The 21,137-nt window shown below is 65.1% G+C and carries 18 protein-coding genes; 8 read left to right on the top strand and 10 right to left on the bottom strand.

Annotation, left to right across the window (positions count from 1 at the left end):
• Positions 1-2: 2 nt before the first annotated feature.
• Positions 3-2,516 carry a putative peptide modification system cyclase gene (locus DYQ94_RS10330; RefSeq protein WP_160954788.1) on the top strand — a complete coding sequence of 838 codons (2,514 nt, stop codon included), beginning with the start codon at positions 3-5 and terminating at the stop codon, positions 2,514-2,516.
• A gap of 30 nt (positions 2,517-2,546) precedes the next feature.
• Here DYQ94_RS10330 and DYQ94_RS10325 read toward each other — a convergent pair whose 3' ends face one another.
• Positions 2,547-2,852, bottom strand: coding sequence for an NHLP-related RiPP peptide (locus DYQ94_RS10325; RefSeq protein ID WP_102580155.1), 306 nt, complete (start codon positions 2,850-2,852; stop codon positions 2,547-2,549).
• A 158-nt stretch (positions 2,853-3,010) separates the two neighbouring features.
• Between DYQ94_RS10325 and DYQ94_RS10320 the strand changes: the two genes are divergently transcribed.
• The gene (locus DYQ94_RS10320; RefSeq protein ID WP_126965456.1) at positions 3,011-4,195 is read left to right on the top strand and encodes a putative peptide maturation dehydrogenase; all 1,185 of its coding nucleotides are present in this window, start codon (positions 3,011-3,013) and stop codon (positions 4,193-4,195) included.
• 157 nt (positions 4,196-4,352) lie between these two features.
• Here the strand turns inward: DYQ94_RS10320 and DYQ94_RS10315 are convergent, their stop codons facing one another.
• The 4 genes from DYQ94_RS10315 to DYQ94_RS10300 form a co-directional block, all read right to left on the bottom strand.
• Positions 4,353-6,440 carry a S9 family peptidase gene (locus DYQ94_RS10315; RefSeq protein ID WP_160954787.1) on the bottom strand — a complete coding sequence of 696 codons (2,088 nt, stop codon included), beginning with the start codon at positions 6,438-6,440 and terminating at the stop codon, positions 4,353-4,355.
• A gap of 104 nt (positions 6,441-6,544) precedes the next feature.
• Entirely contained in the window at positions 6,545-8,572 is a 2,028-nt protein-coding gene (locus DYQ94_RS10310; protein WP_126965454.1) for an acetyl/propionyl/methylcrotonyl-CoA carboxylase subunit alpha, read from the bottom strand.
• A gap of 242 nt (positions 8,573-8,814) precedes the next feature.
• On the bottom strand, positions 8,815-10,425 hold the full coding sequence (locus tag DYQ94_RS10305) for a carboxyl transferase domain-containing protein (RefSeq protein WP_126965453.1): 1,611 nt from the start codon (positions 10,423-10,425) through the stop codon (positions 8,815-8,817).
• A gap of 10 nt (positions 10,426-10,435) precedes the next feature.
• Positions 10,436-11,599 carry an isovaleryl-CoA dehydrogenase gene (locus DYQ94_RS10300; protein ID WP_126965452.1) on the bottom strand — a complete coding sequence of 388 codons (1,164 nt, stop codon included), beginning with the start codon at positions 11,597-11,599 and terminating at the stop codon, positions 10,436-10,438.
• Between the two features lie 128 nt (positions 11,600-11,727).
• Between DYQ94_RS10300 and DYQ94_RS10295 the strand changes: the two genes are divergently transcribed.
• The 3 genes from DYQ94_RS10295 (at position 11,728) to DYQ94_RS10285 (ending at position 13,333) form a co-directional block, all read left to right on the top strand.
• The gene (locus tag DYQ94_RS10295) at positions 11,728-12,348 is read left to right on the top strand and encodes a TetR/AcrR family transcriptional regulator (protein ID WP_126965451.1); all 621 of its coding nucleotides are present in this window, start codon (positions 11,728-11,730) and stop codon (positions 12,346-12,348) included.
• An 86-nt stretch (positions 12,349-12,434) separates the two neighbouring features.
• Positions 12,435-12,809 (top strand): DNA-binding protein, encoded by a 375-nt coding sequence (locus DYQ94_RS10290; RefSeq protein ID WP_160954786.1) that lies wholly within the window; start codon positions 12,435-12,437, stop codon positions 12,807-12,809.
• Entirely contained in the window at positions 12,806-13,333 is a 528-nt protein-coding gene (locus DYQ94_RS10285; protein WP_160954785.1) for an RES family NAD+ phosphorylase, read from the top strand. The genes DYQ94_RS10290 and DYQ94_RS10285 overlap by 4 nt, the downstream gene beginning before the upstream one ends.
• A gap of 9 nt (positions 13,334-13,342) precedes the next feature.
• Here the strand turns inward: DYQ94_RS10285 and DYQ94_RS10280 are convergent, their stop codons facing one another.
• The 4 genes from DYQ94_RS10280 to DYQ94_RS10265 are packed head-to-tail and all read right to left on the bottom strand — an operon-like array spanning position 13,343 to position 16,269.
• Positions 13,343-13,678, bottom strand: coding sequence for a DUF3325 domain-containing protein (locus DYQ94_RS10280; RefSeq protein ID WP_016902052.1), 336 nt, complete (start codon positions 13,676-13,678; stop codon positions 13,343-13,345).
• Positions 13,675-15,291 carry a PepSY-associated TM helix domain-containing protein gene (locus tag DYQ94_RS10275; protein ID WP_160954784.1) on the bottom strand — a complete coding sequence of 539 codons (1,617 nt, stop codon included), beginning with the start codon at positions 15,289-15,291 and terminating at the stop codon, positions 13,675-13,677. The genes DYQ94_RS10280 and DYQ94_RS10275 overlap by 4 nt, the downstream gene beginning before the upstream one ends.
• Positions 15,288-15,599: a DUF3649 domain-containing protein gene (locus DYQ94_RS10270; RefSeq protein WP_024939006.1), complete on the bottom strand. Its 312-nt coding sequence runs from the start codon at positions 15,597-15,599 to the stop codon at positions 15,288-15,290. The genes DYQ94_RS10275 and DYQ94_RS10270 overlap by 4 nt, the downstream gene beginning before the upstream one ends.
• A gap of 25 nt (positions 15,600-15,624) precedes the next feature.
• The gene (locus tag DYQ94_RS10265; RefSeq protein ID WP_104543290.1) at positions 15,625-16,269 is read right to left on the bottom strand and encodes a DUF4198 domain-containing protein; all 645 of its coding nucleotides are present in this window, start codon (positions 16,267-16,269) and stop codon (positions 15,625-15,627) included.
• A gap of 281 nt (positions 16,270-16,550) precedes the next feature.
• Between DYQ94_RS10265 and DYQ94_RS10260 the strand changes: the two genes are divergently transcribed.
• The gene (locus DYQ94_RS10260; RefSeq protein WP_016902056.1) at positions 16,551-17,069 is read left to right on the top strand and encodes a c-type cytochrome; all 519 of its coding nucleotides are present in this window, start codon (positions 16,551-16,553) and stop codon (positions 17,067-17,069) included.
• Between the two features lie 382 nt (positions 17,070-17,451).
• Entirely contained in the window at positions 17,452-19,170 is a 1,719-nt protein-coding gene (locus DYQ94_RS10255) for an ExeM/NucH family extracellular endonuclease (protein ID WP_126965447.1), read from the top strand.
• 4 nt (positions 19,171-19,174) lie between these two features.
• Here the strand turns inward: DYQ94_RS10255 and DYQ94_RS10250 are convergent, their stop codons facing one another.
• Positions 19,175-19,561, bottom strand: coding sequence for a MerC domain-containing protein (locus DYQ94_RS10250; RefSeq protein ID WP_054592074.1), 387 nt, complete (start codon positions 19,559-19,561; stop codon positions 19,175-19,177).
• Between the two features lie 62 nt (positions 19,562-19,623).
• Here DYQ94_RS10250 and DYQ94_RS10245 point away from each other — a divergent pair, with 62 nt between their 5' ends.
• A complete protein-coding gene (locus DYQ94_RS10245) occupies positions 19,624-20,949 on the top strand; it encodes a GTP-binding protein (protein WP_126965446.1) in 1,326 nt (441 codons plus the stop codon).
• Positions 20,950-21,137 lie beyond the last annotated feature (188 nt).

The raw sequence follows: 21,137 nt of genomic DNA, 5'->3' as shown, positions 1-21,137 counted from the left end.
CAATGAGCGCCCGCACCCACGCACGCAAGGATGCGTCGTCGGAAGCGATCCAGGCGCCGCGCTTGCGCACCTTGCTGCTGACCGACCTGTGCGACTCGACCGCGCTGGTCGAGCGCATCGGTGACAACGCCGCCGCCGCGCTGTTTCGCGAGCACGACCGGCTGGTGGTCAAACTGCAGCAGCAATGGCGTGGCCGGCTGATCGACCGCTCGGACGGATTGCTGCTGTTGTTCGATCGCCCCATCGACGGCCTGGGCTTTGCGCTGGATTACGCCCGTGGCCTCAAGGCGATGGGCGATGCCCGCGCGCTGACGCTATGCGCGCGGCAGGGCCTGCACGTCGGCGAAGTGCTGACCTGGCGCAATAGCGACGAAGCGGTCAGCATCGGTGCCAAACCGCTGGAAGTCGAAGGCCTGGCCAAGCCCACCGCCGCGCGCCTGATGTCGATGGCGCGGCCCGGGCAGATCCTGTTGTCGGCAGTGGCCGAGTCGTTGACCCACCGCGCCGCACGCGAACTGGGCGACCGCGGCGAACGCATCCTGTGGAAATCCCACGGCCGCTGGCGCTTCAAGGGCGTGCCCACGCCGATGGAGATCTATGAGGTCGGCGAAGTCGGCCTGACGCCGCTGCGCACGCCGAAGAATTCGGCAAAGGCCTGGCGCGATGTTCCGCTGTGGCGACGGCCGGCGGCATTAGTTGCAGAGTTGGGAGTCGTCCTCGGCATCAGTCTTGCTGTCTGGCTGTTTGCGCGCCCGCAGCCGGCGCTTGCGTTCGCCGAGCGGGATTGGGTAGTTGTGGGAGCAGTACGCAACCTTACCGACGACGTCATGCTGGAAAGTTCGCTGGATCAGGCTTTCCGAATCAGTCTGGAGCAGTCGCGCTACGTCAATGTGCTGAGTGAGGACAGAACGCTCAAGCTGCTGGCGCTGATGCGTAAGGACCCTTACAAGGAGCCTTTGGATCGCAAGAACGCCTCAGATGTTGCACTTCGAAGTGGCGCACGTGCGGTGTTGCTTCCTTCGGTTGGCTACGTTGGTGGACGCACGCGGTTTGTTGTGGAAGTCGTTGACCCGAAGACACAGCAGACAGTAGCAGTAAGCACTGCTTTCGGTTCCAACCCTTCTATTCTTGCTGCTGTCGACGAGGTCACTGGCGAATTAAGAAATCAACTTGGCGAAAACCGCGAGAGCATCCGCAACAATAGTCCTGCTTTGCCGGATGTAACGACTTCCAGTCTGGACGCCCTACGTGCGTACGCGCTTGGGCAAAAACGTTATGCGGAGGGGAAATATACCGCTGCATTGGATTTCTTCCAGAAAGCAGTAGAGATAGATCCTCACTTCGCATTGGCTTGGCTGGGACAAGTGCGTGCTTACTTTGCCAATGTCGATTACAGAAAGGCGACCGAAACACTCAGGGTCGCTGAAAAATTCAGATCCAGGCTTCCACCGCGTGAGGCGCTTTACGTTAAGAGCTGGGGCGTGCAGATCCTTGACCCGGCGCAGGCAGCCGATTCCTGGGTTCAGATGTCAGAGCTGTATCCAGACTATGCTCCTGCTCAAGCCAATGCAGCAATGGATCTATTTGTTGCAAACCGGTTTGCTGAGGCGTTGCTTCATGCGCGTACGTCGACGCAGAGCAAATACGATCTCTCCAGCATATCGCTTGATATGCATGGGCGTATCCTGCTTGCTCTGGGGCAATACGATCAAGCCGATCATGCAGTGGCACAAGCAGTGACTGCGGGTTGGAATGGCGCGCTGCTCCGCCAGGCCGCCGTAGCCGCCGCCAAGCGTGATTTCTCCCGTGCGCGCAGTGCGCTTGCAAAAGTGGAGACAACCAATTTTCATGCCGGCATCACCCGGGCGTCTGTCGCTCTGGACGAGGGTGATCTGCGTGGCGCGATCACGCACGCCCAAGCCGGCTTGAACGCAGGCTTGGCCAAGCGAGGGACTGATCGCATCAATTACTACGTTCCCCTGGCGACTGCATTGTTGGCGTCGGGGCAGCGCCTTAAAGCTGTAGAGGTAGCAAAAGAAGGTGCACAGCTAGCGCTGCACGACGTAAGCAAGGACGTGCCAATCGATACCATCGACAATCTTTCCACTGCCCTGGCAGCAGCATTGGTGATGGTGCGTGCGGGAGATGTATCGAGTGCGGCAAAGGTACGGGAACAGGTCAGAGCAGCGCCGCTGGTCTATGCCAACCGCCTGATCGTCGAACTGGGTGCTGTAGTGGATGCCGAAATCCTGTTGGCAAATCGGAGGCCGGACGATGCATTCCGCTCGCTCACACCCTATCTGGATTCAGCATCCCGCTTTCAGACACGGGCCACCGCAATGCGTGCGGCACGACTAGCGCAACGCAATGAAGATGCACGCATCCAAAATGACTGGATGCGGCAGCGCCGCGGCCTGGCCTACGCAGAAATCGAGTGTGGATACTGCTTGCAGCCACTCAACATAGTGGATCTGAAAGCCGCAGAAGCCTCCTGGATTGCGGAGGCGCAGGGCTGACCCTGCCACCGGTGTCGCGAATCCATCGAATTATTTGAGAGTCCTGTCGCCGTCATAACCAGCATCCAGTTGTGGAACGATGTGGGATGTTCCTGACGTGAGCATGGTGTTGATTTGTGCACGGGCGCTCGCGATCACATCCTTGTCGGCAAGTTGGATGCTGCTTGCGCAATCGCGCACAAAGGCCTCAAGGTCGTCTTCAGGTGCGGCGGTGTGTCCGACCTGCTGTAACGCTGTCATGGTGTTTGAGACGAATAACGCGCGAAAGGTGTCGTCTGTGGAGAGCAGGTCGATCAATTTGCTTGCAACCGCAGGATCAAGCTTCAGCGTCGGCATCTTTGAATTCTTCAAGTGGGTGAAGTATCACTTAGCGGCGCTAGCGTTGTCGGCTTGAGGGCTATCATGCAACAGACTCAAGTTTGGGCTGCTGGGAGACGCTATAGCTACCTCAGGTACACCTGCGTGAGGTGCACTTCATTTCGCTGGAGAAGCTGATGCGGATCAGACGTTGTGCAGTTGTCCTGCTGGAGCCACGGGAAACCGTGTTCTACACGTTGGACAGTCTTTTGCAGGGTGGCAATGGGCTACAGCATGTCATGGAGTGGTTTGCGCTAGCGCCCCATCTCGATGCACCAGTAGCAGTGACGGAAGATCAGCGCCGGTTATTGGGTGAACTCAGTCCTTCGCATTGGACGGACCGATCGCATTTTGACCAGGAAACACTGGAGGGGTTGATTGACCAAGGCCTGGTGCTGGATGAGCGAGCACCAGATGCGTCCTTTGCCCAAAACGATGAACGCCTCAGGGAATCGCATTGGCATCCGCTCGCGGCAGTGCTGCATGCTTTTACGCGCTGGGATGGTGTGGATGCGGTCAAGAACACACGGGACTCTGGAACCGAAACGGCTGTGGCGATGCGTCGTGTCCTTGGCCCCGCACCTCAGGAGGTTCAGCGGACCGTTGATAACGGTGCATTGATCGGCTTGCCATCCATGCCCCGGAACGATTTCGACGACTTGCTGGGTCGCCGGGTCACATGCCGTAATTTTGACCGGAACAAAGCAGTTCCCTTTCAGATGTTCTCCCACATGCTGCAGCGGGTTTTTGCCGCACAGGCTCAGGTGAAGGTCGGCGACGACCTGGTCTTTTTGAAAAAAAACGTCCCATCCGGCGGCGGTTTGCATCCGATCGAGGCGTATATCCTGGTCATGTGTGTGGAAGGGTTGCCGGCAGGCGTTTATCACTATCGTGCAGATGTTCACGCACTCGAGCTTGTAGCAGGGGTCGAATGCTCGGATGATTTCGTCATGCAGGCTGTCGGGCAGCAGCACTGGTTTGCAGATGCACACGTACTGATTGCGCTGGTTCCGCGTTTCGATAGGACGTTCTGGAAATACCGGCAACATGCCAAAGGTTATCGTGTGGTCGCATTGGAGGCCGGTCACCTCTCGCAGACCCTCTATCTTGCGGCTACCGATCTTGGCCTGGGTGCATTCATCACCGGCGCTGTCAACGAGAAACATCTTGAACGTGCGTTGGGACTGGACCCGATATCGCAAGGTGTTTTAGCTGTCTGTGGCTTCGGTTGGCGCGCACAGACCATGGTCACTACAGAGCTCGATCCAGCTGGCGCGATCTGGAATGGAGCAAGCGATTCCGATCAACTCAATCAGCAATAGCTCCGTGTAGGAACACGCACGCCATTGAACCAGCTAACTTATTTGATCGAAGAGCCTCCAAGTCAAAGACCGGCGGTTAGGCCGCCGGTCCCGACAACACGTGCAGATGCAGTGCGACGCCAACGCATCCTTGGCGGATGGCGCCACGACTGCCCACCTACCGCCGAATCGCCTGCGTATGCGTTTTCAATGCATCGCTCAGACCGTTCACCTTGTCGGCGCCTTCCGGCACGGTGATGCTGGAGCCGGTCAGGTCGTCGCCGATCGGTTGCACGCGGCCGCCCAGGCACTGGCCCAGGAACCCTTCGGTCACTGCGTTGAAGGCCTTGCTGTTTTCCGGGCGGCGGAAGCCGTGGCCTTCGTCGGGGAACAGCACGTAGGTGACCGGAATGTTCTTGGCCTTCATCGCGTTGACGATCTGGTCGCTCTCGGCCTGCTTGACGCGCGGGTCGTTGGCACCCTGGCCGATCAGCAGCGGCTTGCTGATCTTGTCGACATAGCTGAGCGGGGAGCGTTCGGTCAGCCACTGCTTGCCGGCCTCGGTGGCCGGGTCGCCCATGCGTTTGGTCAGCTGCTTATAGAAGCTGGCCCAGTACGGCGGCACGGTGCCGAGCAAGGTGTTGAGGTTGGCCGGGCCGACGATGTCCACGCCGCACTTGAACGCGTCCGGGGTGAAAGTCAGGCCGACCAGCGTGGCGTAGCCGCCGTAGCTGCCGCCCATGATCGCCACGTCCTCGGGCCTGGTCACGCCTTGCTTGACCGCCCATTGCACGGCGTCGAGCAGGTCATCGTGCATCTTGCCGGCCCACTCGCCGTTGCCGGCATTGGTGAAGGCCTTGCCGAAGCCGGTGGAGCCACGGAAATTCACCGCCAGCACCGCATAGCCGCGATTGGCCAGCCACTGCTCATACGGCCCGTAGCCGTAGCTGTCGCGCGCCCACGGGCCACCATGCACGAACAGCACCAGCGGCACCGGCTTGTCGGCCTTGCCATCGTGATTGGCGTCAGCCTCGGCGGGCAGCGTGAGATAGCTGACCAGCTTGAGGCCGTCGCGCGCGGTCAGTTCCTGCGGCCACATCGGGACCAGCGGCTTGCCGTCGAGCGCGGGGCGGGCGGAGAACAATTTGGTCAGCTTGCCGCCATCTGCACGGTCGTAGCGGTAGTAGCTCAGCGGTGTCTCTGCCGCCGAATACCCCACGATCCAGATGCGATCGTCGAGGGTGCGTGCGGCAACGCTGGCATCACCGCTGCCGAGTGACTTGAGCTTTTGCAGGTCGGCGGTAATGCCGTTGTCCAGCGCCTTCCATTCCTCGCGCAGATAGTCGGTGGACACGGCCTGCACCACGCCGGTCCTGGGGTCGTTCAAGGTGGCGCCGACATCCGTGCGCGGGTTTTCGAACAGCAGCGTGCGCGCATTGCTGGCGGTGTCGATGGCATACAGCGCCGCGGTGTCGCGATTGCGCGAATCCTGCATGTACAGCGTCTTGCCGTCGTCGGTCAGTCCGTCGGGCGAGGTGTTGCTGACATCCTCGAACGGGATGCGGTCCACGCGCTTCCAGCGCTTGCCATCCGGTACCAGCAGCTCTCTGCCGGCATCGTCGGTGGCGCGCGTGGCGTAGCGCAGCTGGAAGTTGCCGTCGAGCAGATAGGAATCCAGGCTGTCGGTGTTCTGCTGCACCAGGCTGCGCTTGCCCGAGGCCAGGTCCACCCGATACAGGTCATGCCATTTGGGATCGCGGTCGTTCATGCCGACCATGATCGACTCGGGGTGCTGCGCGCTGACGCGATACACCTCGGCGTTGGTCTTCTTGAACGGGGTGAGGTCCTTGCTGCTGCCATCGCTCAGATTCACCGAGAACAGATGGAAGTCTTCGTCGCCGCCGTTGTCGCGCAGGTACAGCAGCGTGTTGGGTTGATAGGTCCAGAAATAATTGCGGATGCCGCGTGCGGTGTCCTTGGTGATCGCGCGTGCCTGATCCGGTGCATCCACCGGGGCGACCCAGACATTGAGCACGCCCTCCAGCGGCGCGACCCAGCTGAGGTACTTGCCGTCCGGGCTGATGCTCACGTTCGCCCGTTCCGGGTTGCCGAACAGCGCATCACGGGTGATCAGTTCGGGTGGCGCCGCGGGTGCTTGCGCAGCGGCCGGGGCTGGCGTGGCAGCCTTGTCGGTGGTGGGCGCGGCGTTGTCGCTGCAGGCGGTCAGCGCGAGCAGCATGCTGGAAACAAGAAGCAGGCGTTGCATGGACGTCTCCGGTCTGGGGCGCGGCCACTCCGGCCGCTTTCCCCCAACGCTAGGGCGAGGGCCGGCCCCTGCGGACGTGCCGTTGGTCACGCCACCAGGCGCCGCTACGCAGACGCGGACACAAATTCCACCAACGCGACACCCTCGGCGACCAGCTCGCCCTCGGCCACCAGGTACGCCGCCACCGTGCCGTCGCCGGGCGCGTGCAAGGTGTGCTCCATCTTCATCGCTTCCAGCACCACCAGGGCCTGGCCGCGGGTGACCGACTGCCCCACTGGGGCGACCAGCGACACGATGCGGCCCGGCATCGGTGCGGTCAGGCCACCGGTGTCGTGCGCGGGCTGATCGGCTTCGGCCAGCGTGTCATGGTGGCGGAAGCTCGCCCGCTGCGTGGCATCGCGCAATGTCAGGGTGTCGCCGTCGCGCAGGACCTGCATGCGCCATTGTCGGCCATCCATTTCCACGCGCAGTGCATCGCCCTGCAGGTGGTAGCGCAGCGTGTAGGTATCGCCTGCAGTCGTGACCTGCCAGCCATCGCCAAGCGGGCGCACGCCGAACTGGCGGCGCTCGCCTGCGGCCTCCAGCGTCATGGCGTGCGCGGCATGCGCACCGATGCGCCAGCCATCGGTGTGTTGCCATGGCGAAAACGGGTCGGCCGGATCGGCGGCGGCCTTCGGCAACGCGTCGGCAATCAACGCCGCTGCCAGGCACCACCAGGCATTGGCCGGACTGACCGCCTGGGGAAACAACACGGCCTGCTCGCGTTCGATCAGCGCGGTATCCAGATCGGCAGACGCAAACGACGCCGTGCCGATCAGGCGCGCGAGGAACGCGCTGTTGGTGGTGACGCCCACTGCATGGAATTGCGCCAGCGCCTCGCGCATGCGTGCCAGGGCGGCAGGGCGATCCACATCCCATACGATCAGCTTGGCGATCATCGGGTCGTAGTAGGGGCTGATGCTGTCGCCTTGCTCCACCCCGGCATCGATGCGTACATGCGCGCCGGCTGCGGGAAATTGCAGCTGCCGCAGCGTGCCGGTCGACGGCAGAAAGCCGCGGTCGGCATCTTCGGCATACAGGCGCGCTTCCAGCGCGTGGCCATGGATGCGCAGGTCCTGCTGACGCAGCGGCAACGGCTCGCCCGCGGCGACATGCAATTGCCACTCGACCAGGTCGGTGCCGGTGATCAACTCGGTGACCGGGTGCTCGACCTGCAGCCGGGTGTTCATTTCCATGAAATAGAAATCGCCATCCGGGCCGGCGATGAACTCCACCGTGCCGGCACCGACATAACCCACGGCGCGCGCGGCATCCACGGCGGCCTTGCCCATGGCGGCGCGGCGTTGTTCGCTCATGCCGGGAGCAGGCGCTTCTTCCAGCACTTTCTGATGCCGGCGCTGCACCGAACAATCGCGTTCGAACAGATAGACGACCTCGCCCCGGGTATCACCAAACACCTGGATCTCGATATGGCGCGGCCGCTCGACGTATTTTTCCACCAGCACCTGCGCATTGCCGAAAGCCGATTGCGCCTCGCGCTGGCAGCTGGCCAAGGCCTCTTCGAAGGCCGCGCTGGTATCCACCCGGCGCATGCCCTTGCCGCCACCGCCGGCGCTGGCCTTGATCAGCACCGGATAGCCGATCGCGTCGGCCTGCGCACGCAGGAACGCCGGCGCCTGTTCGTCGCCGTGGTAGCCCGGCGTCAGCGGCACGCCGGCGCGTTGCATCAGCGCCTTGGCCGCACTCTTGTCGCCCATCGCGCGGATGGCGGCCGCCGGTGGGCCGATGAACACGATGCCAGCCTGCGCGCAGGCATCGGCAAACGCCGCGTTTTCCGACAGGAAGCCATAGCCCGGATGGATCGCCTGCGCGCCGCTTGCGCGTGCCGCCTCCAGGATCGCATCGCCACGCAGATAACTCTGCTGCGCCGGTGCGGCGCCGAGATGGATCGCTTCATCGGCCAGCCGCACATGCCGCGCATCGCGGTCGGCATCCGAATACACCGCCACGGTCGCGATACCGAGCTTGCGACAGGTGGCGATGACCCGGCACGCGATCTCGCCGCGATTGGCGATCAGGATCTTGTCGAAATAGGGCGGTCTTGCTGCGGTGGCGAGTTCGCGCTGGGTCATGACGAAGTTCTCTGCACGCCGCCATGCTGGCAGGCGCTGCGATGGAAAGAGGGTTGCATGGATTGCGCCACACGCCGTGCGATGGCAGCTGACGCCGCTGCGCCCCCGCGCGGTGCGCTGCTCGACGCAGGCAACGCGCCCGGCCTCATGCACTGCTCCAGGCGACACGCAACGCCTTGCGTGCAGGTGTGTGTACACCGCAAGACAGCCAAGAGCAGCACCTGCAGACGGACATCATCACCTCACATCCGGAACACGCCAAAGCGTGTCGTCTCGATCGGTGCATTCAATGCGGCCGACAGTCCCAGCCCCAGCACGCGACGGGTATCGGCCGGGTCGATGATGCCGTCGTCCCACAGGCGTGCGCTGGCGTAATACGGATGCCCCTGCTGCTCGAACTGCGCACGGATCGGCGCCTTGAATGCAGCTTCCTCTTCGCCCGACCAGGCGCCACCTTTAGCTTCGATACCGTCGCGGCGCACCGTGGCCAAGACGCTGGCCGCCTGCTCGCCGCCCATCACGCCGATGCGCGCATTCGGCCACATCCACAGGAAGTTCGGCGAGTAGGCGCGACCGCACATGCCGTAATTGCCGGCACCGAATGAGCCGCCGATCACCACGGTGAACTTGGGCACCTTGGCGCAGGCCACCGCCATCACCAGCTTGGCCCCGTCCTTGGCGATGCCGCCATGTTCGTATTTGCGCCCGACCATGAAGCCGGTGATGTTCTGCAGGAACACCAGCGGAATGCCGCGTTGCGTGCACAGCTCGATGAAGTGCGCGCCCTTGAGCGCTGACTCGGAGAACAGGATGCCGTTGTTGGCGATGATGCCCACCGGATAGCCATGCAGATGCGCGAAGCCGGTGACCAAAGTGCTGCCGTAGCGCGGCTTGAATTCGTCCAGCTGCGAGTCGTCGACGATGCGGGCGATCACCTCGCGCACATCGAAGGGCTTGCGCGTGTCGGCAGGAATCACGCCATACAGCTCGTCGGCGGCGTAGCGCGGCGGCAGCGGTGCCTGCAGTGCCAGCGATGCAGCCGGCTTGCGCCAGTTGAGCTGCGCGATGATGGCGCGCACGCGCGCCAGGGCCTGCAGGTCGTTGTCGGCAAAGTGGTCGGCCACGCCGGAGATGCGCGTGTGCACATCCGCACCGCCGAGTTCTTCGGCACTGACTTCTTCGCCGGTGGCCGCCTTGACCAGGGGTGGACCGCCGAGAAAGATCGTGCCCTGCTCGCGCACGATCACCGTTTCATCGCTCATCGCCGGCACGTAGGCGCCGCCGGCGGTGCACGAGCCCATCACGCAGGCGATCTGCGGGATGCCGTTGGCCGACAGGTTGGCCTGGTTGTAGAAGATACGCCCGAAGTGATCGCGGTCGGGAAACACTTCATCCTGCAGCGGCAGGAACGCGCCGCCGGAATCGACCAGGTAGACACATGGCAAGCGGTTCTGCTGCGCGATTTCCTGCGCGCGCAGATGCTTCTTTACCGTCATCGGGTAATAGGTGCCGCCCTTGACGGTGGCATCGTTGGCCACGATCACGCACTCCACCCCGGACACGCGCCCGATGCCGGCCACCACACCGGCGCACGGCACCTGATCGTCGTACATGCCGTGCGCGGCCAATGGCGCGATCTCCAGCAAGGCGCTGCCCGGATCCAGCAAGGCATCGATACGCTCGCGTACCAGCAACTTGCCGCGTGCGCTGTGCTTGGCACGCGCAGCCTCACTGCCGCCCAGCGCGGTCTGCGCCAGCGTGCGGCGCAGATCCTCCACCACGGTGCGCATCGCAGCAGCGTTTTGTTGGAAGCTCTCGCCGCTGACCTGCAGCTGGCTGGTGATCACGCTCATGGTGGCTCCGTCAGGCGGTGCGTTCGAACAGCTCGCGGCCGATCAACATGCGTCGGATCTCCGAGGTGCCCGCGCCGATTTCGTACAGCTTGGCATCGCGCCACAGGCGCCCGGTGGGGTAGTCGTTGATGTAGCCGTTGCCGCCCAGCACCTGGATCGCCTGGCCGGTGAGCCAGGTGGCTTTTTCGGCCGCGTAGAGAATCGCGCCGGCCGCATCCTGGCGCGTGGTCAGGCCGGCATCGCAGGCGCGCGCCACCGCATAGACGTATGCGCGGCAGGCGTTGAGCCCGACGTACATGTCGGCCAGCTTGGCCTGCATCAACTGGAAGGTGCCGATCGGCGCGCCGAACTGCTTGCGCTCGTGCACGTACGGCAGCACCACGTCCATCGCCGCGGCCATCAAGCCCAACGGGCCGCCGGCCAGCACCACACGTTCGAAATCCAGCCCGGACATCAGCACGCGCACGCCGCCGTTGAGCGTGCCCAGCACGTTCTCGGCCGGCACTTCGCAATCGGTGAACACCAGCTCGCAGGTGTTGGAGCCGCGCATGCCCAGCTTGTCGAGCTTCTGCGCGGTGGAGAATCCCGGCATGCCCTTTTCGACGATGAAGGCGGTGATGCCGCGTGCGCCGGCATCCGGGTCGGTCTTGGCGTACACCACCAGCACATCGGCGTCCGGGCCGTTGGTGATCCACATCTTGCTGCCGTTGAGCACATAGCGGTCGCCGCGCGCATCGGCGCGCAGCTTCATCGACACCACATCCGAGCCGGAGCCGGCCTCGCTCATCGCCAGCGCGCCGACATGCTCGCCGGTGCACAGCCTGGGCAGGTAACGCTGCTTCTGTTCCGGCGTGGCGTTCTTGCGCAGCTGGTTGAGGCACAGGTTGGAATGCGCGCCGTACGACAGGCCGATGGCCCCGCCGGCCCGCGAGATCTCTTCCATCGCCACCACATGCGCCAGGTAGCCCATGCCGCTGCCGCCGTATTCTTCTTCCACGGTCAGCCCGAGCAGGCCTTGCTCACCGAGCAGGCGCCACAGCTGGGCAGGGAAGACATTGTTCTGGTCGGCCGCGGCGGCGAGCGGGGCAATATGGTGACTGGCGAAGGCTGCCACGCTTTCGCGCAGCAGATCGATGTCTTCGCCAAGCGCAAAATTCAGGGACGGCACGTGCATGGAGCGACTCCGCAGGGATCGGGATGTGCCGGGTGGGAGCGGGCAGGCCGCACGGCGTTTGTGCGCAGCCTAGCGGTCCGCAATGAAAAAGTGAACTAAAATTCAACTATTGAACCCAGAATCACACCATGGCTTATCGACGCTCCGCCCTGATGGAAGAACGCCTGGCCGGCAATCGCGAACGCATCCTGCACGCGGCCCGCGCCCTGATCGCCGAAGGCGGCTACCGCAATGCGCCGGTGACCGCCGTCGCCGCTGCCGCCGGCGTGTCCACCGGGCAGATTTATCGCCACTTCCCGTCCAAGGCCGAGCTTTTCGTGGAAGTTCTCAACGCGGCAGTGCAGCGCGAGATGACCATCCTGCGCGCCATCACCACCACCCGGGCCAGCGCTGCCGAGCGCCTGCGCAATGCGATCGCCACCTTTGTGCGGCGCGCGTTGGCCGGCCCGGCGTTGGCGTACGCCTTCATCGCCGAGCCGGTGGAAAGCGAGGTGGACGCCGAGCGCATCCGTGGCCGGCGCCTGTTTGGAGAGGTGTTTCGTCAGTTGCTTGCCGAAGGCGTGGCGGCTGGCGAGTTTCCGTCGCAGTCGCTGGACGCGGCGGCGGCCTGCATCGTCGGCGCCTTCACCGAAGCGCTGGTGGGACCAATCGCCCCCAGTCGCGGCGACCCGCAGCAGGGCGAGCAACTGGTCGAGGCGATCTGCGGGTTCTGCCTGCGCGCGGTGGGAGCGCACCAGCCGACGGGCTGACAGTGCACTGACTGAGCGTCCGGCTGGGCTGTATGGGTGCTGCTGACTGTGCATATACTGTGCACTCGTCCTGCTGGAGTCGTGCGATGGTCGCCGTTCTCAATCCCCCGGCCCTGACCGAACGCCTGCGCGTACCGGATAGCACCATCCTGTCGCCCTCGGCCATGGCCGGCCTGCTGGATCTGTCGCAGCAGGAGCTGGCCGAGCTGGCGGGTGTGCATCGCAACAGCCTGCGCGTGCATCCGGAAAGCCCGCGCGTGCAGGACCTGCTACGCAACCTGTCGCGCCTGCTGGTGGCGATGACGCAGCTCCAGCCGGACGAACGCCAGGTGGTGTTCCACCTCAAGAACACCCCGATCCCCGCGTTCGAATTCGCCACCTTGCTGGAAGTGGTCAAACAGGGCCGTACCGACGATGCGCTGACCTATCTGCGCACCGTCGCCTCGGGGGCCGCCGGTTGAAGCTGAGCGCCCCGGCGCACTGCACGCTGTATCGCGCCTTCACTCCGCGCTGGGCCGCCGAACCGCTGAGCGGCGCCGGTGCGGCACGCTCGGGCGGGCGCTTCAATCGTTTCGGGCAGCCTGCGCTGTATCTATCGCTGCAACTGGAAACCGCTGCCGCCGAATACGCGCAGGCCGCGCTGTTCCTGCCGCCATTGACCCTGGTCAGTTACGCCGCCGAGCTGCCGGCGTTGGCCGATCTGCGCCTGCTCGATGCAGGCTGGGATCCGCTCTGGGCCGATTGGACCGAGGACTGGCGCAAGGCCTTGGTCAACAAGATCGAACCGGTGAGCTGGGTGCTCGGCGACATGCTGCGCGAGGCGGAGATACCGGGCGTAATCTTTCCCAGCATGGCGTTGCCGGAGGGCATCAACGTGGTGCTGTTTCTGGACATGCTGCAGCCCAAAGACGTGTTGCGCGTGCTCGACGATGGCCGCCTGCCGCGCGATGGGCGTAGCTGGGGCGATCCGCCGATCGAGGCGTAGCGAGGTCCTTCAACCCAGCAACAGCTGCAGCGCACCCGCCAGCACCGGCGCGGCCACAGCCGTAGGCAGAATCAACCCACGCCGATACGGCAGCAGCCACAGCGACAGCAGCGCGGCAGCGCCGGTCAATGTGCCCAGCCACAACACCGGGCCGATGCCCCAGCCTTGCGCGTGTACCGCCAGGCCGAAGGTGAGCAGCAACAGCAGCCAACCCAGCACGCGCAGTTGCCGCGAACGCGCGGCGCCAAGCGTGCGGCCACGCACTTCCTGCTGATGCTTGTCCATCGCCAGGCACAGCGCGGCGAATCCGGAAAAATTCAGCGCCAGCAACAGCCACACGCTCATGCGCTTTCCTGCATCGGCACGCTGCCCTGCGCAGACGCGGCGGCAGTGGCGCGCGCACGTCGTGCCGATGCCGGTTGCGGCGCCCTCCAGTGTTGCAGGCGCCATCCCGCGATCCCCAGGGACACGCCAAGGAACAGGCAGACCAGATCGACCCCGGCCAGCGTCCATTGCCCGGCCGGCAACGTCACGCCCAGATGCACATCGGTGGTGATCGCATTGACCACCGGCACCAACGCGAACAAGGCCGCACCCAGATACAGCTGCCAGCTCCACATCGCGCGCCGTGGCCACACGAACGCGGCCAGCAATGCGGTGGCCCATGCGACGAAGAACAGATTGGCCTCCATCGCCGCGCGCCCCTCCAGGCCCACCGGCAACAAGCGGTTGGCCCAGAAGAAACTGGCAAAGGCGATCGGCAGGCCGGCGACCGTGCCGATGTTGAGCGCATCCACCAACCGCAGCCCGAAGCCGATGCGCCCGGCCTTCAGGTGTTTGGGGCGTTCCTTCACTGCCCACATCACCACGCCGCTGGCCACCATCAGGCAACCGAGCAAGCCGGAGCCGAAGAACAGCGCGCGCATCCACGGCCCGGCGAAGTGGGCGATATGCAGGCCTACCATCACCCCACGCGTCTGGCTGGCACCGCCCGGCGGCCCGCTGCGCTGCAGGCGCTGTCCAGTGATTGCATCGAACAGGATGGACGGCGCATCGGTGGAGAGGTTGCCAGCGCGCTGGGTGACGCCGACCGCCGCATGCGCGTCGTTGGGAAGCGACACCGCCACGTTGCCCACCTCGCCGCCACGCCAGTCGCTGCGCGCACGCGCCACGAATTGTTCCAGCGGCAGCATGCGCGCCGGCGTGCCGGAGGCGCTTCGCGTATCGGCCACCCGGTTGGCTGACTCTTCGTAGAAACGCATTTCGTTGTCGGGGTACTGCGCCTTGATGCCCCACGGCAGGTACATGAACATCAAGGTCACGATGCCGGTGTAGGTGATCATCGCGTGGTACGGCAACGCGGTCACCGCGCTGACGTTATGGAAGTCCAGCCACGAGCGCAGGCCCTTGCCCGGGCGAAAGGTGAAGAAATCCTTGAAGATCTTCTTGTGCGTGATCACGCCGCTGATGATCGCCACCAGCATGAACATCGCGCAGAAACCGACGATATAGCGCGACCACATCACCGGTAGATAATGCAGATCGAAATGCAGCCGGTAGAAGAATTCGCCGCCCAGGGTGTCGCGTGCGGCGATTTCCCTGCCGGTGGCCGGGTCGATGATGGCGGTGCCGTACATCTGCCGGCGGCTGGCCGGTTTGCCATCGGCTGGCGCAGGGTTTTGCCAGTACATGCTGACTACCGGATTGCGCGTGTCCGGCAAGGTGATGTTCCAGCTCTGCGCATCGGCTGCATGCGTCTGCAGATACTGCTCGGCACTGCGCAGCGCGGTTGCGTTGCTCACCGTGGTGGTGGGCAATTCCGGGCGCATCCAGCGGCTGATTTCGTCGCGGTAATAACTCGCCGTGCCGCCCATGAAGATCAACAGCAGCACCCAGCCGACCAGCAGACCGGTCCAGGTATGCAGCCACGCCATCGACTGGCGGAATCCCTGCTTCATGCCACGCCCCGTTGCAGCCATGCGGCCAGTGCGAACATCAGCGCCGCCGGCACCGCGATGCCGGCCCAGGCGCGCCACACGCTGGCGGTGGCGAAGGCCCATAGCGGCGCGCAGGCGCACACCACGATGCCGACCAGCATGCTGGTCAACACCGCCTCACTGCGTGGCATCGGCAGGACCAGCGCCAGCAGCAGATTGGTGGCGCTGGCGAGTGCATAGCCGCCAAACATCGCCGCCAGCGTGCGGCCAAGCACGCCCAGCCAGGGACGCCTGAACCAGGGAAGCGGCAGGGACGGTGCGGTGGACATCGGATCAGCCAGGCGTGTGGCCGACTTACTCGGCCAGGAAGGTCAACGTGCTGATGTGATGGATCATCGACACCTGCTTGCCGGCGATCTCACGCTTCACCGGCTCCTTGTTGGTGGCGACCAGGATGTGCCGGCCGGCGCGCAGCGTGGGCAGGGTCACCTGGCCCTTGGCGTCGGAGGTCAGCGTCTTCTGCCATTTCTGCGGGTCGATCACCGTCACCTCGACCTTGGGCAGCGGCTTGTTGCGATAGAGCACGGTCAGCGTGTTGCTGTTGGCGGCGGTGGGCACCAGTTCGAAATCGAGCTTGGCCGAGGGCGTGGCGCGCCCGGCGCGCGCGTAGTAGCTCACCGTCTCGAAGCCGCCGGCCTCGCCCTTCCACGGCTCGAACACACTGTCATCGCTCAGCCAGGCATCGCCGGTGCCGGACAACGGCGCGGTGAGGAATTCGCTGCCGCGCTGCAGGGCGCCAGCCTTGCCGGCGCTGCCGAACACGGTCGGCTTGACCACGCGCTTGATCTCGTCTTCGCCGTGATCCAGGGCCTCCTGCGCCGGCTCGCCGAAGTAGATGCGCACCGGACCGCTGCCGTCGCGCTCGATCCAGATCTCGTGGGCCTGGGCAGACAGACTGATGCTGGCCAAGGCCAGGCAGGACAGCAGGAAGGACTTCATCGCGGCGACTCCTCGTCAGCGGGACCGGGCGAGGCGAGGACCGCATCACCGTGGATTGATGGGAATGATACGCAATTCCCTCAAGCGCGACCAACGTCTCATGCGGCATTGCGGCAATTCATCGGGCTGCGCGGACCGGCGTGCCTGCAAGACCCATAGCGCGCCAGGGCGCAGCGCACACCGCTGCAATCACGGTCATGCACACTGGCCAGACGGGCGCGAACTGTGCTCTATACTCCGGCGCTAGCAGAGGTCTTCGACCAACAGCCAGGGGTGAGCGCGTGCGGAATTACGACCTCGAGTTCCTGAAGAAATTCTCGATGGTGATCGGACTACTGGTGGTGATCACCCTGGGCCTGATTGCCCTGGCAGCCTATTTGCAACGCGCCATTCCCGACGAAGTCTCCCCCACCGCGGCCAAGCGCGTGCAGCAACGCATCGCCCCGGCCGGCGCGGTCTATGCCGGCACCACCGGCGCGTCCGCACAGGCCGCAGCCCAGGCGGCAGCGCTGGCCAAGGCCGCCTCGCAGTCCGCCTACGGCGGCAGCACCGACGGCAAGACCATCTTCGACAACCTGTGCACCGCCTGCCACACCACCGGCGTGGGCAAGGCGCCGACGCTGGACCACGCGCATTGGGACGCGCGCATCGCCCAGGGCAAGGACACCTTGTACAAGCATGCGATCGAGGGCTACACCGGCCCGGATGGCGGCATCATGCCGCCCAAGGGCGGCAACCCGGCGTTGACCGAAGAACAGGTGCGGGCCACGGTCGACTGGATGCTGAGCAATCTGAAGTAAGCGCCTGCAGCGCAGCAGGCGGCTGACACGAGCGGTCGGTGTGCAGCCAGGTGGCAGCGCGCGCCGTGCGCGGGTGCGTCGACCGGTCAATCGCCAGGCTTGCACGCGCTGGAGCACGCTTTAGCTTTTGTAGGCCAGCACCCATTGCGCGAGCGTTTGCACTCGCTGCACGACGTGCTTGCACGACAACGTCAGCCTTGGACGCCCGGGCCGGCGCAAGTGCTTCGGGGAATGCCTGCAGTTACCGGCATCTGTAGATCGGCCACGCTACCCACGCAGCAGCTGGTCGCCACTCGCAACGTTTTGCTAGCCTGTCGCGGTTCTCGCGCGCCGCCTTCGGGGCGGCGCTTGCATGTGGTCTACGTCTTTCTGGAGTGTGTCGATGTCGCGTTGCTCGCTGGTTGTGCTCGGTGTGATCGGTCTGTTGGCGCCACTGCTGGGCAGTGCCGCCGAGGGCGCGCCGCAACGTCTGTCGATCGCCGACGTGCAAGGCGAAGACACCCGTAGCCCCTACGACGGCCGTGTGGTCGACGTGGAGGGCATTGTCACCGCCGATACGCGTACCGGTCTGGCCGGGCTGTTCGTGCAGCAGCCCGGCTTCGAGCCGCGGCGCTCGCACGGTCTGTTCGTCACCGGTGCCGGCAATGCCGAGGTGGCGGTGGGCGACCGCGTGCGCATCGTCGGCACCGTGCGCGAGGTGTCGGCAGGCGGCGAGGCGAGCCTGACCACGGTGGATGCCAGCAGCATCGAGCGACTGGCCAGCGGCCAGCCGGTGCCGGTGCGCATGCTCAGCGGGCCGCCGGCCAACTGGGAAGCGCTGGAAGGCGAGCACGTGCGCATCGCTGCGCTGACGCTCAACGGCAGCGATCGTCTGGACACCTATGGCGAGCTGGTCGCCGCGTTCGGCGGGCGCTTGTGGCAGCCCAGCGAAGTGGCCGCCGCCGGCACTCCGGCCTTCGCGCAGGTGCAGGCCGACAACGCCCGTCGCCAGGTGTTGCTGGACGACGCGCGCAACGGCCGCAGCCCCAAGACGGTGGCCTATCTGCCGGCCGATCCGGTGCTGCGCAGCGGCAGCCTGCTCAAGTCGGTCGACGGCATCGTCGACCAGCGCTACGACGGCAACTACCGCATCCAGGTACTGAGTCCGTTGACGCTGCCGGCCATGCCGACCGCGGTGGCGCCACAGGTGGGCGGCGACCTGCGTATCGCCTCGTTCAATCTGGAGAACTTCTTCAACGGCAATGGCCGCGGCGGCGGCTTTCCGACCAAGCGCGGTGCGCGCACGCACGAGCAGTTCCAGGCGCAACTGACCAAGCTGGTGTCCACCATCGTGCCGTTGCACGCCGATGTGGCTGCGTTGATGGAGCTGGAAAACGATGGCAATGACGCCGATGCGGCGGTGGCGCAACTGGTCGCCGCGCTCAACGCGGCTGACAAGGACAAGGACTGGCAGTTCGTCGACACCGGCAGCGGCCCGGGCGATGACGCGATCCGGGTCGGCATCGTGTACCGCAGTTCGCAGGTCACGCCGGTTGGCAAGCCGGCCACGTTGACCGGCGGGCCGTTCGACAGCCACAGCCGGGTGCCGCTGGCGCAGGCGTTTCGCAGCACCCGCGGGGCAACCTTCGTGGTGGTCGCCAATCACTTCAAGTCCAAGGGCTGCGGCAGCGCCAGCGGCGCCGATGCCGACCAGCGCGACGGCCAGGCCTGCTGGAACGCCACCCGCACCGAATCGGCCAAGCGCCTGCACCAGTGGCTGCAGACCGACCCCACCGGCGCGCAGACCAAGCTGGCTGTGTTGCTGGGCGATTTCAACGCCTACGCGATGGAAACGCCGATGCGCAGCCTGCGCGCCAGCGGCTGGCAGGACGCCTTTGCGGTGGCCGGCGTGAAGCAGCCCTACAGCTACGTCTACGATGGCATGAGCGGGCGGCTCGACCACGCCCTGCTCAGCCCGGCGATGGCCAAGCAACTGCGCGGCGCGGTGGAATGGCATATCAACGCCGATGTCATGGACGATGCCGGCTATGCCAAGCGCAATCTGCCCGGCCCGTGGCGCAGTTCCGACCACGACCCGGTGCTGCTGGGTTTTTCGCTATAGCGCGCTAGCTGGCGCACGTCCCGGCGCGGCGGCGCAGCCGCAGGTTGAGCAGGTGCGTGCTGGCCAGCAGCAGGCTACCGGTCACCGTGATCGGGGTTTCCCAACTGCCGCCGGCAACCCCGCTGGCGCCCAGCACCAGGCCGGCTAGGCCGAAGACCGCCAGCGCCCACACCGGCGCGGGCAGTGCATGCCGGCGATGACTGCTCCACAGCGCGTAGCCGCTCAGCGGCACGGCGGCCGTGGCGAACACCACATGCACCCATTCGGCCCGGCTCCAGGCACCCAGCAGCGGCAGTGCAGCGGCCAGCAATGGCAGCGCCAGACAGTGCAGCAGGCACAGGCTGGATAAGGCGATGGCCGAGTTGTCCAGCACGGAAGCGGTAACGCGCATCGGGGGGTGTCCTGTCGAACGAATGTTATATAGTAACACTTCACTCCAGCCAGGCTCTCAGGATGCCCCTGTCCCCCAAGCGCGATTCACGCCTCCCCGTCACCGTGTTGTCCGGCTTTCTCGGCGCCGGCAAGACCACCCTGCTCAACCGCATCCTGCATAACCGCGACGGCCTGCGCGTGGCGGTGATCGTCAACGACATGAGCGAGGTCAACATCGACGCGCAGCTGCTGCGCGAGGGCGGCGCGGCCTTGCGACGCACCGAAGAGACATTGGTGGAATTCAGCAACGGCTGCATCTGCTGCACGTTGCGCGACGATCTGCTGCAGGAGGTACGCAAGCTGGCCGAACAGAAGCGCTACGACTATCTGTTGATCGAATCGACCGGCATCGCCGAGCCGATGCCGGTGGCGGCCACCTTCGCGGTGCGTGATGCCGACGGCTTCAGCCTGGCCGACATCGCCCGGCTCGACACCATGGTGACGGTGGTGGACGGCAGCCGCTTCCTGCAGGACTTCGGCTCGGCCGCCACGCTGGCCGAACTCGGCCAGCAAGCCGGCCCGGACGATAGCCGCGGGCTGGTGCAGTTGCTGGGCGAACAGGTGGAATTTGCCAACGTGTTGGTGATCAGCAAGTGCGATCAGATCGATGCACAGCAGCTGCAACGCCTGCGTGCGGTGTTGCGTGCGCTCAATCGCGAGGCGGCGATCGTGGACGCGGTGCATGGCGAGGTGCCGCTACGCCAGTTGCTAGACACCGGCCGCTTCGATTTCACCCGTGCGCAGCTGGCGCCGGGCTGGATGCAGGAACTGCGCGGCCAGCACACGCCGGAGACCGAGGAATACGGCATCAGCAGCTTCGTCTATCGCGCCCGCCGGCCGTTTCACCCGCAGCGTTTTGCGCGCATGGTGCAAGGCGGGCTGCCGCAGGTGATACGTAGCAAGGGATTTTTCTGGCTGGCCAGCCGCATGGATTGGGTCGGCGAATTGTCCAGCGTGGGTGGCGCGACCCAGACCAATGCAGCGGGCTTCTGGTTTGCCGCACGCCATCGCGTGGATGCGCATGCCATCGGCGAGCCGCTGCAGACCAGCATCACGCCATTGCCGTATACCGATATCGGCTGGCAGCGTCAGCAGACGCAATGCTGGACCGCGCCGCTGCCGCAACCGCACGAGGTTGGCGATGCCAGCGAATACGCCGCGATGCAGCGGCTGTGGCACCCACTGTGGGGCGACCGTCGCCAGGAGCTGGCGGTGATCGGCGTGGACATGGACGCGCCGCGCACGCGCGCTGCGCTGGATGCCTGCCTGCTCAGCGATCACGAACTGCGCCAGGGCCCGGCGCAATGGCAACTGCTGGACGATCCGTTTCCGCACTGGCAGCGCTGATGGCGGCCTGGATCGCGCTGTCGACATCCGTTCGCGCCTGGTTCCGGATGCAATCTGCCGCAGGCTTGCATCTGCAGTGCGGCGTGCGGATGTGCCGCCACGTGGCGGTGTATCGCATGCCTCACCTGCGGCCTCCGGACAGCGCGCACAGGCAACGGCGCTGTCCGGATCTTCCGCGGTAGCCGTTG

The organism is Xanthomonas sp. LMG 8993 (assembly GCF_009835065.2).
In the GTDB taxonomy this organism is placed as follows: domain Bacteria; phylum Pseudomonadota; class Gammaproteobacteria; order Xanthomonadales; family Xanthomonadaceae; genus Xanthomonas; species Xanthomonas arboricola.
Note: the sequence above shows the minus strand (reverse complement) of the source record. Positions and strands in the feature narration are given on the sequence as shown.

What these genes read in the sequence shown, in the direction of transcription:
- DYQ94_RS10330 (WP_160954788.1), top strand. Translation starts at nt 3, where the DNA reads ATGAGCGCCCGCACCCACGCACGCAAGGATGCGTCGTCGGAAGCGATC.
- DYQ94_RS10300 (WP_126965452.1), bottom strand. Translation starts at nt 11,599, where the DNA reads ATGCACGTGCCGTCCCTGAATTTTGCGCTTGGCGAAGACATCGATCTG.
- DYQ94_RS10295 (WP_126965451.1), top strand. Translation starts at nt 11,728, where the DNA reads ATGGCTTATCGACGCTCCGCCCTGATGGAAGAACGCCTGGCCGGCAAT.
- DYQ94_RS10245 (WP_126965446.1), top strand. Translation starts at nt 19,624, where the DNA reads ATGCCCCTGTCCCCCAAGCGCGATTCACGCCTCCCCGTCACCGTGTTG.
- DYQ94_RS10255 (WP_126965447.1), top strand. Translation starts at nt 17,452, where the DNA reads ATGTCGCGTTGCTCGCTGGTTGTGCTCGGTGTGATCGGTCTGTTGGCG.
- DYQ94_RS10320 (WP_126965456.1), top strand. Translation starts at nt 3,011, where the DNA reads ATGCGGATCAGACGTTGTGCAGTTGTCCTGCTGGAGCCACGGGAAACC.
- DYQ94_RS10265 (WP_104543290.1), bottom strand. Translation starts at nt 16,269, where the DNA reads ATGAAGTCCTTCCTGCTGTCCTGCCTGGCCTTGGCCAGCATCAGTCTG.
- DYQ94_RS10305 (WP_126965453.1), bottom strand. Translation starts at nt 10,425, where the DNA reads ATGAGCGTGATCACCAGCCAGCTGCAGGTCAGCGGCGAGAGCTTCCAA.
- DYQ94_RS10310 (WP_126965454.1), bottom strand. Translation starts at nt 8,572, where the DNA reads ATGACCCAGCGCGAACTCGCCACCGCAGCAAGACCGCCCTATTTCGAC.
- DYQ94_RS10315 (WP_160954787.1), bottom strand. Translation starts at nt 6,440, where the DNA reads ATGCAACGCCTGCTTCTTGTTTCCAGCATGCTGCTCGCGCTGACCGCC.
- DYQ94_RS10270 (WP_024939006.1), bottom strand. Translation starts at nt 15,599, where the DNA reads ATGTCCACCGCACCGTCCCTGCCGCTTCCCTGGTTCAGGCGTCCCTGG.
- DYQ94_RS10250 (WP_054592074.1), bottom strand. Translation starts at nt 19,561, where the DNA reads ATGCGCGTTACCGCTTCCGTGCTGGACAACTCGGCCATCGCCTTATCC.
- DYQ94_RS10275 (WP_160954784.1), bottom strand. Translation starts at nt 15,291, where the DNA reads ATGAAGCAGGGATTCCGCCAGTCGATGGCGTGGCTGCATACCTGGACC.
- DYQ94_RS10290 (WP_160954786.1), top strand. Translation starts at nt 12,435, where the DNA reads ATGGTCGCCGTTCTCAATCCCCCGGCCCTGACCGAACGCCTGCGCGTA.
- DYQ94_RS10325 (WP_102580155.1), bottom strand. Translation starts at nt 2,852, where the DNA reads ATGCCGACGCTGAAGCTTGATCCTGCGGTTGCAAGCAAATTGATCGAC.
- DYQ94_RS10280 (WP_016902052.1), bottom strand. Translation starts at nt 13,678, where the DNA reads ATGAGCGTGTGGCTGTTGCTGGCGCTGAATTTTTCCGGATTCGCCGCG.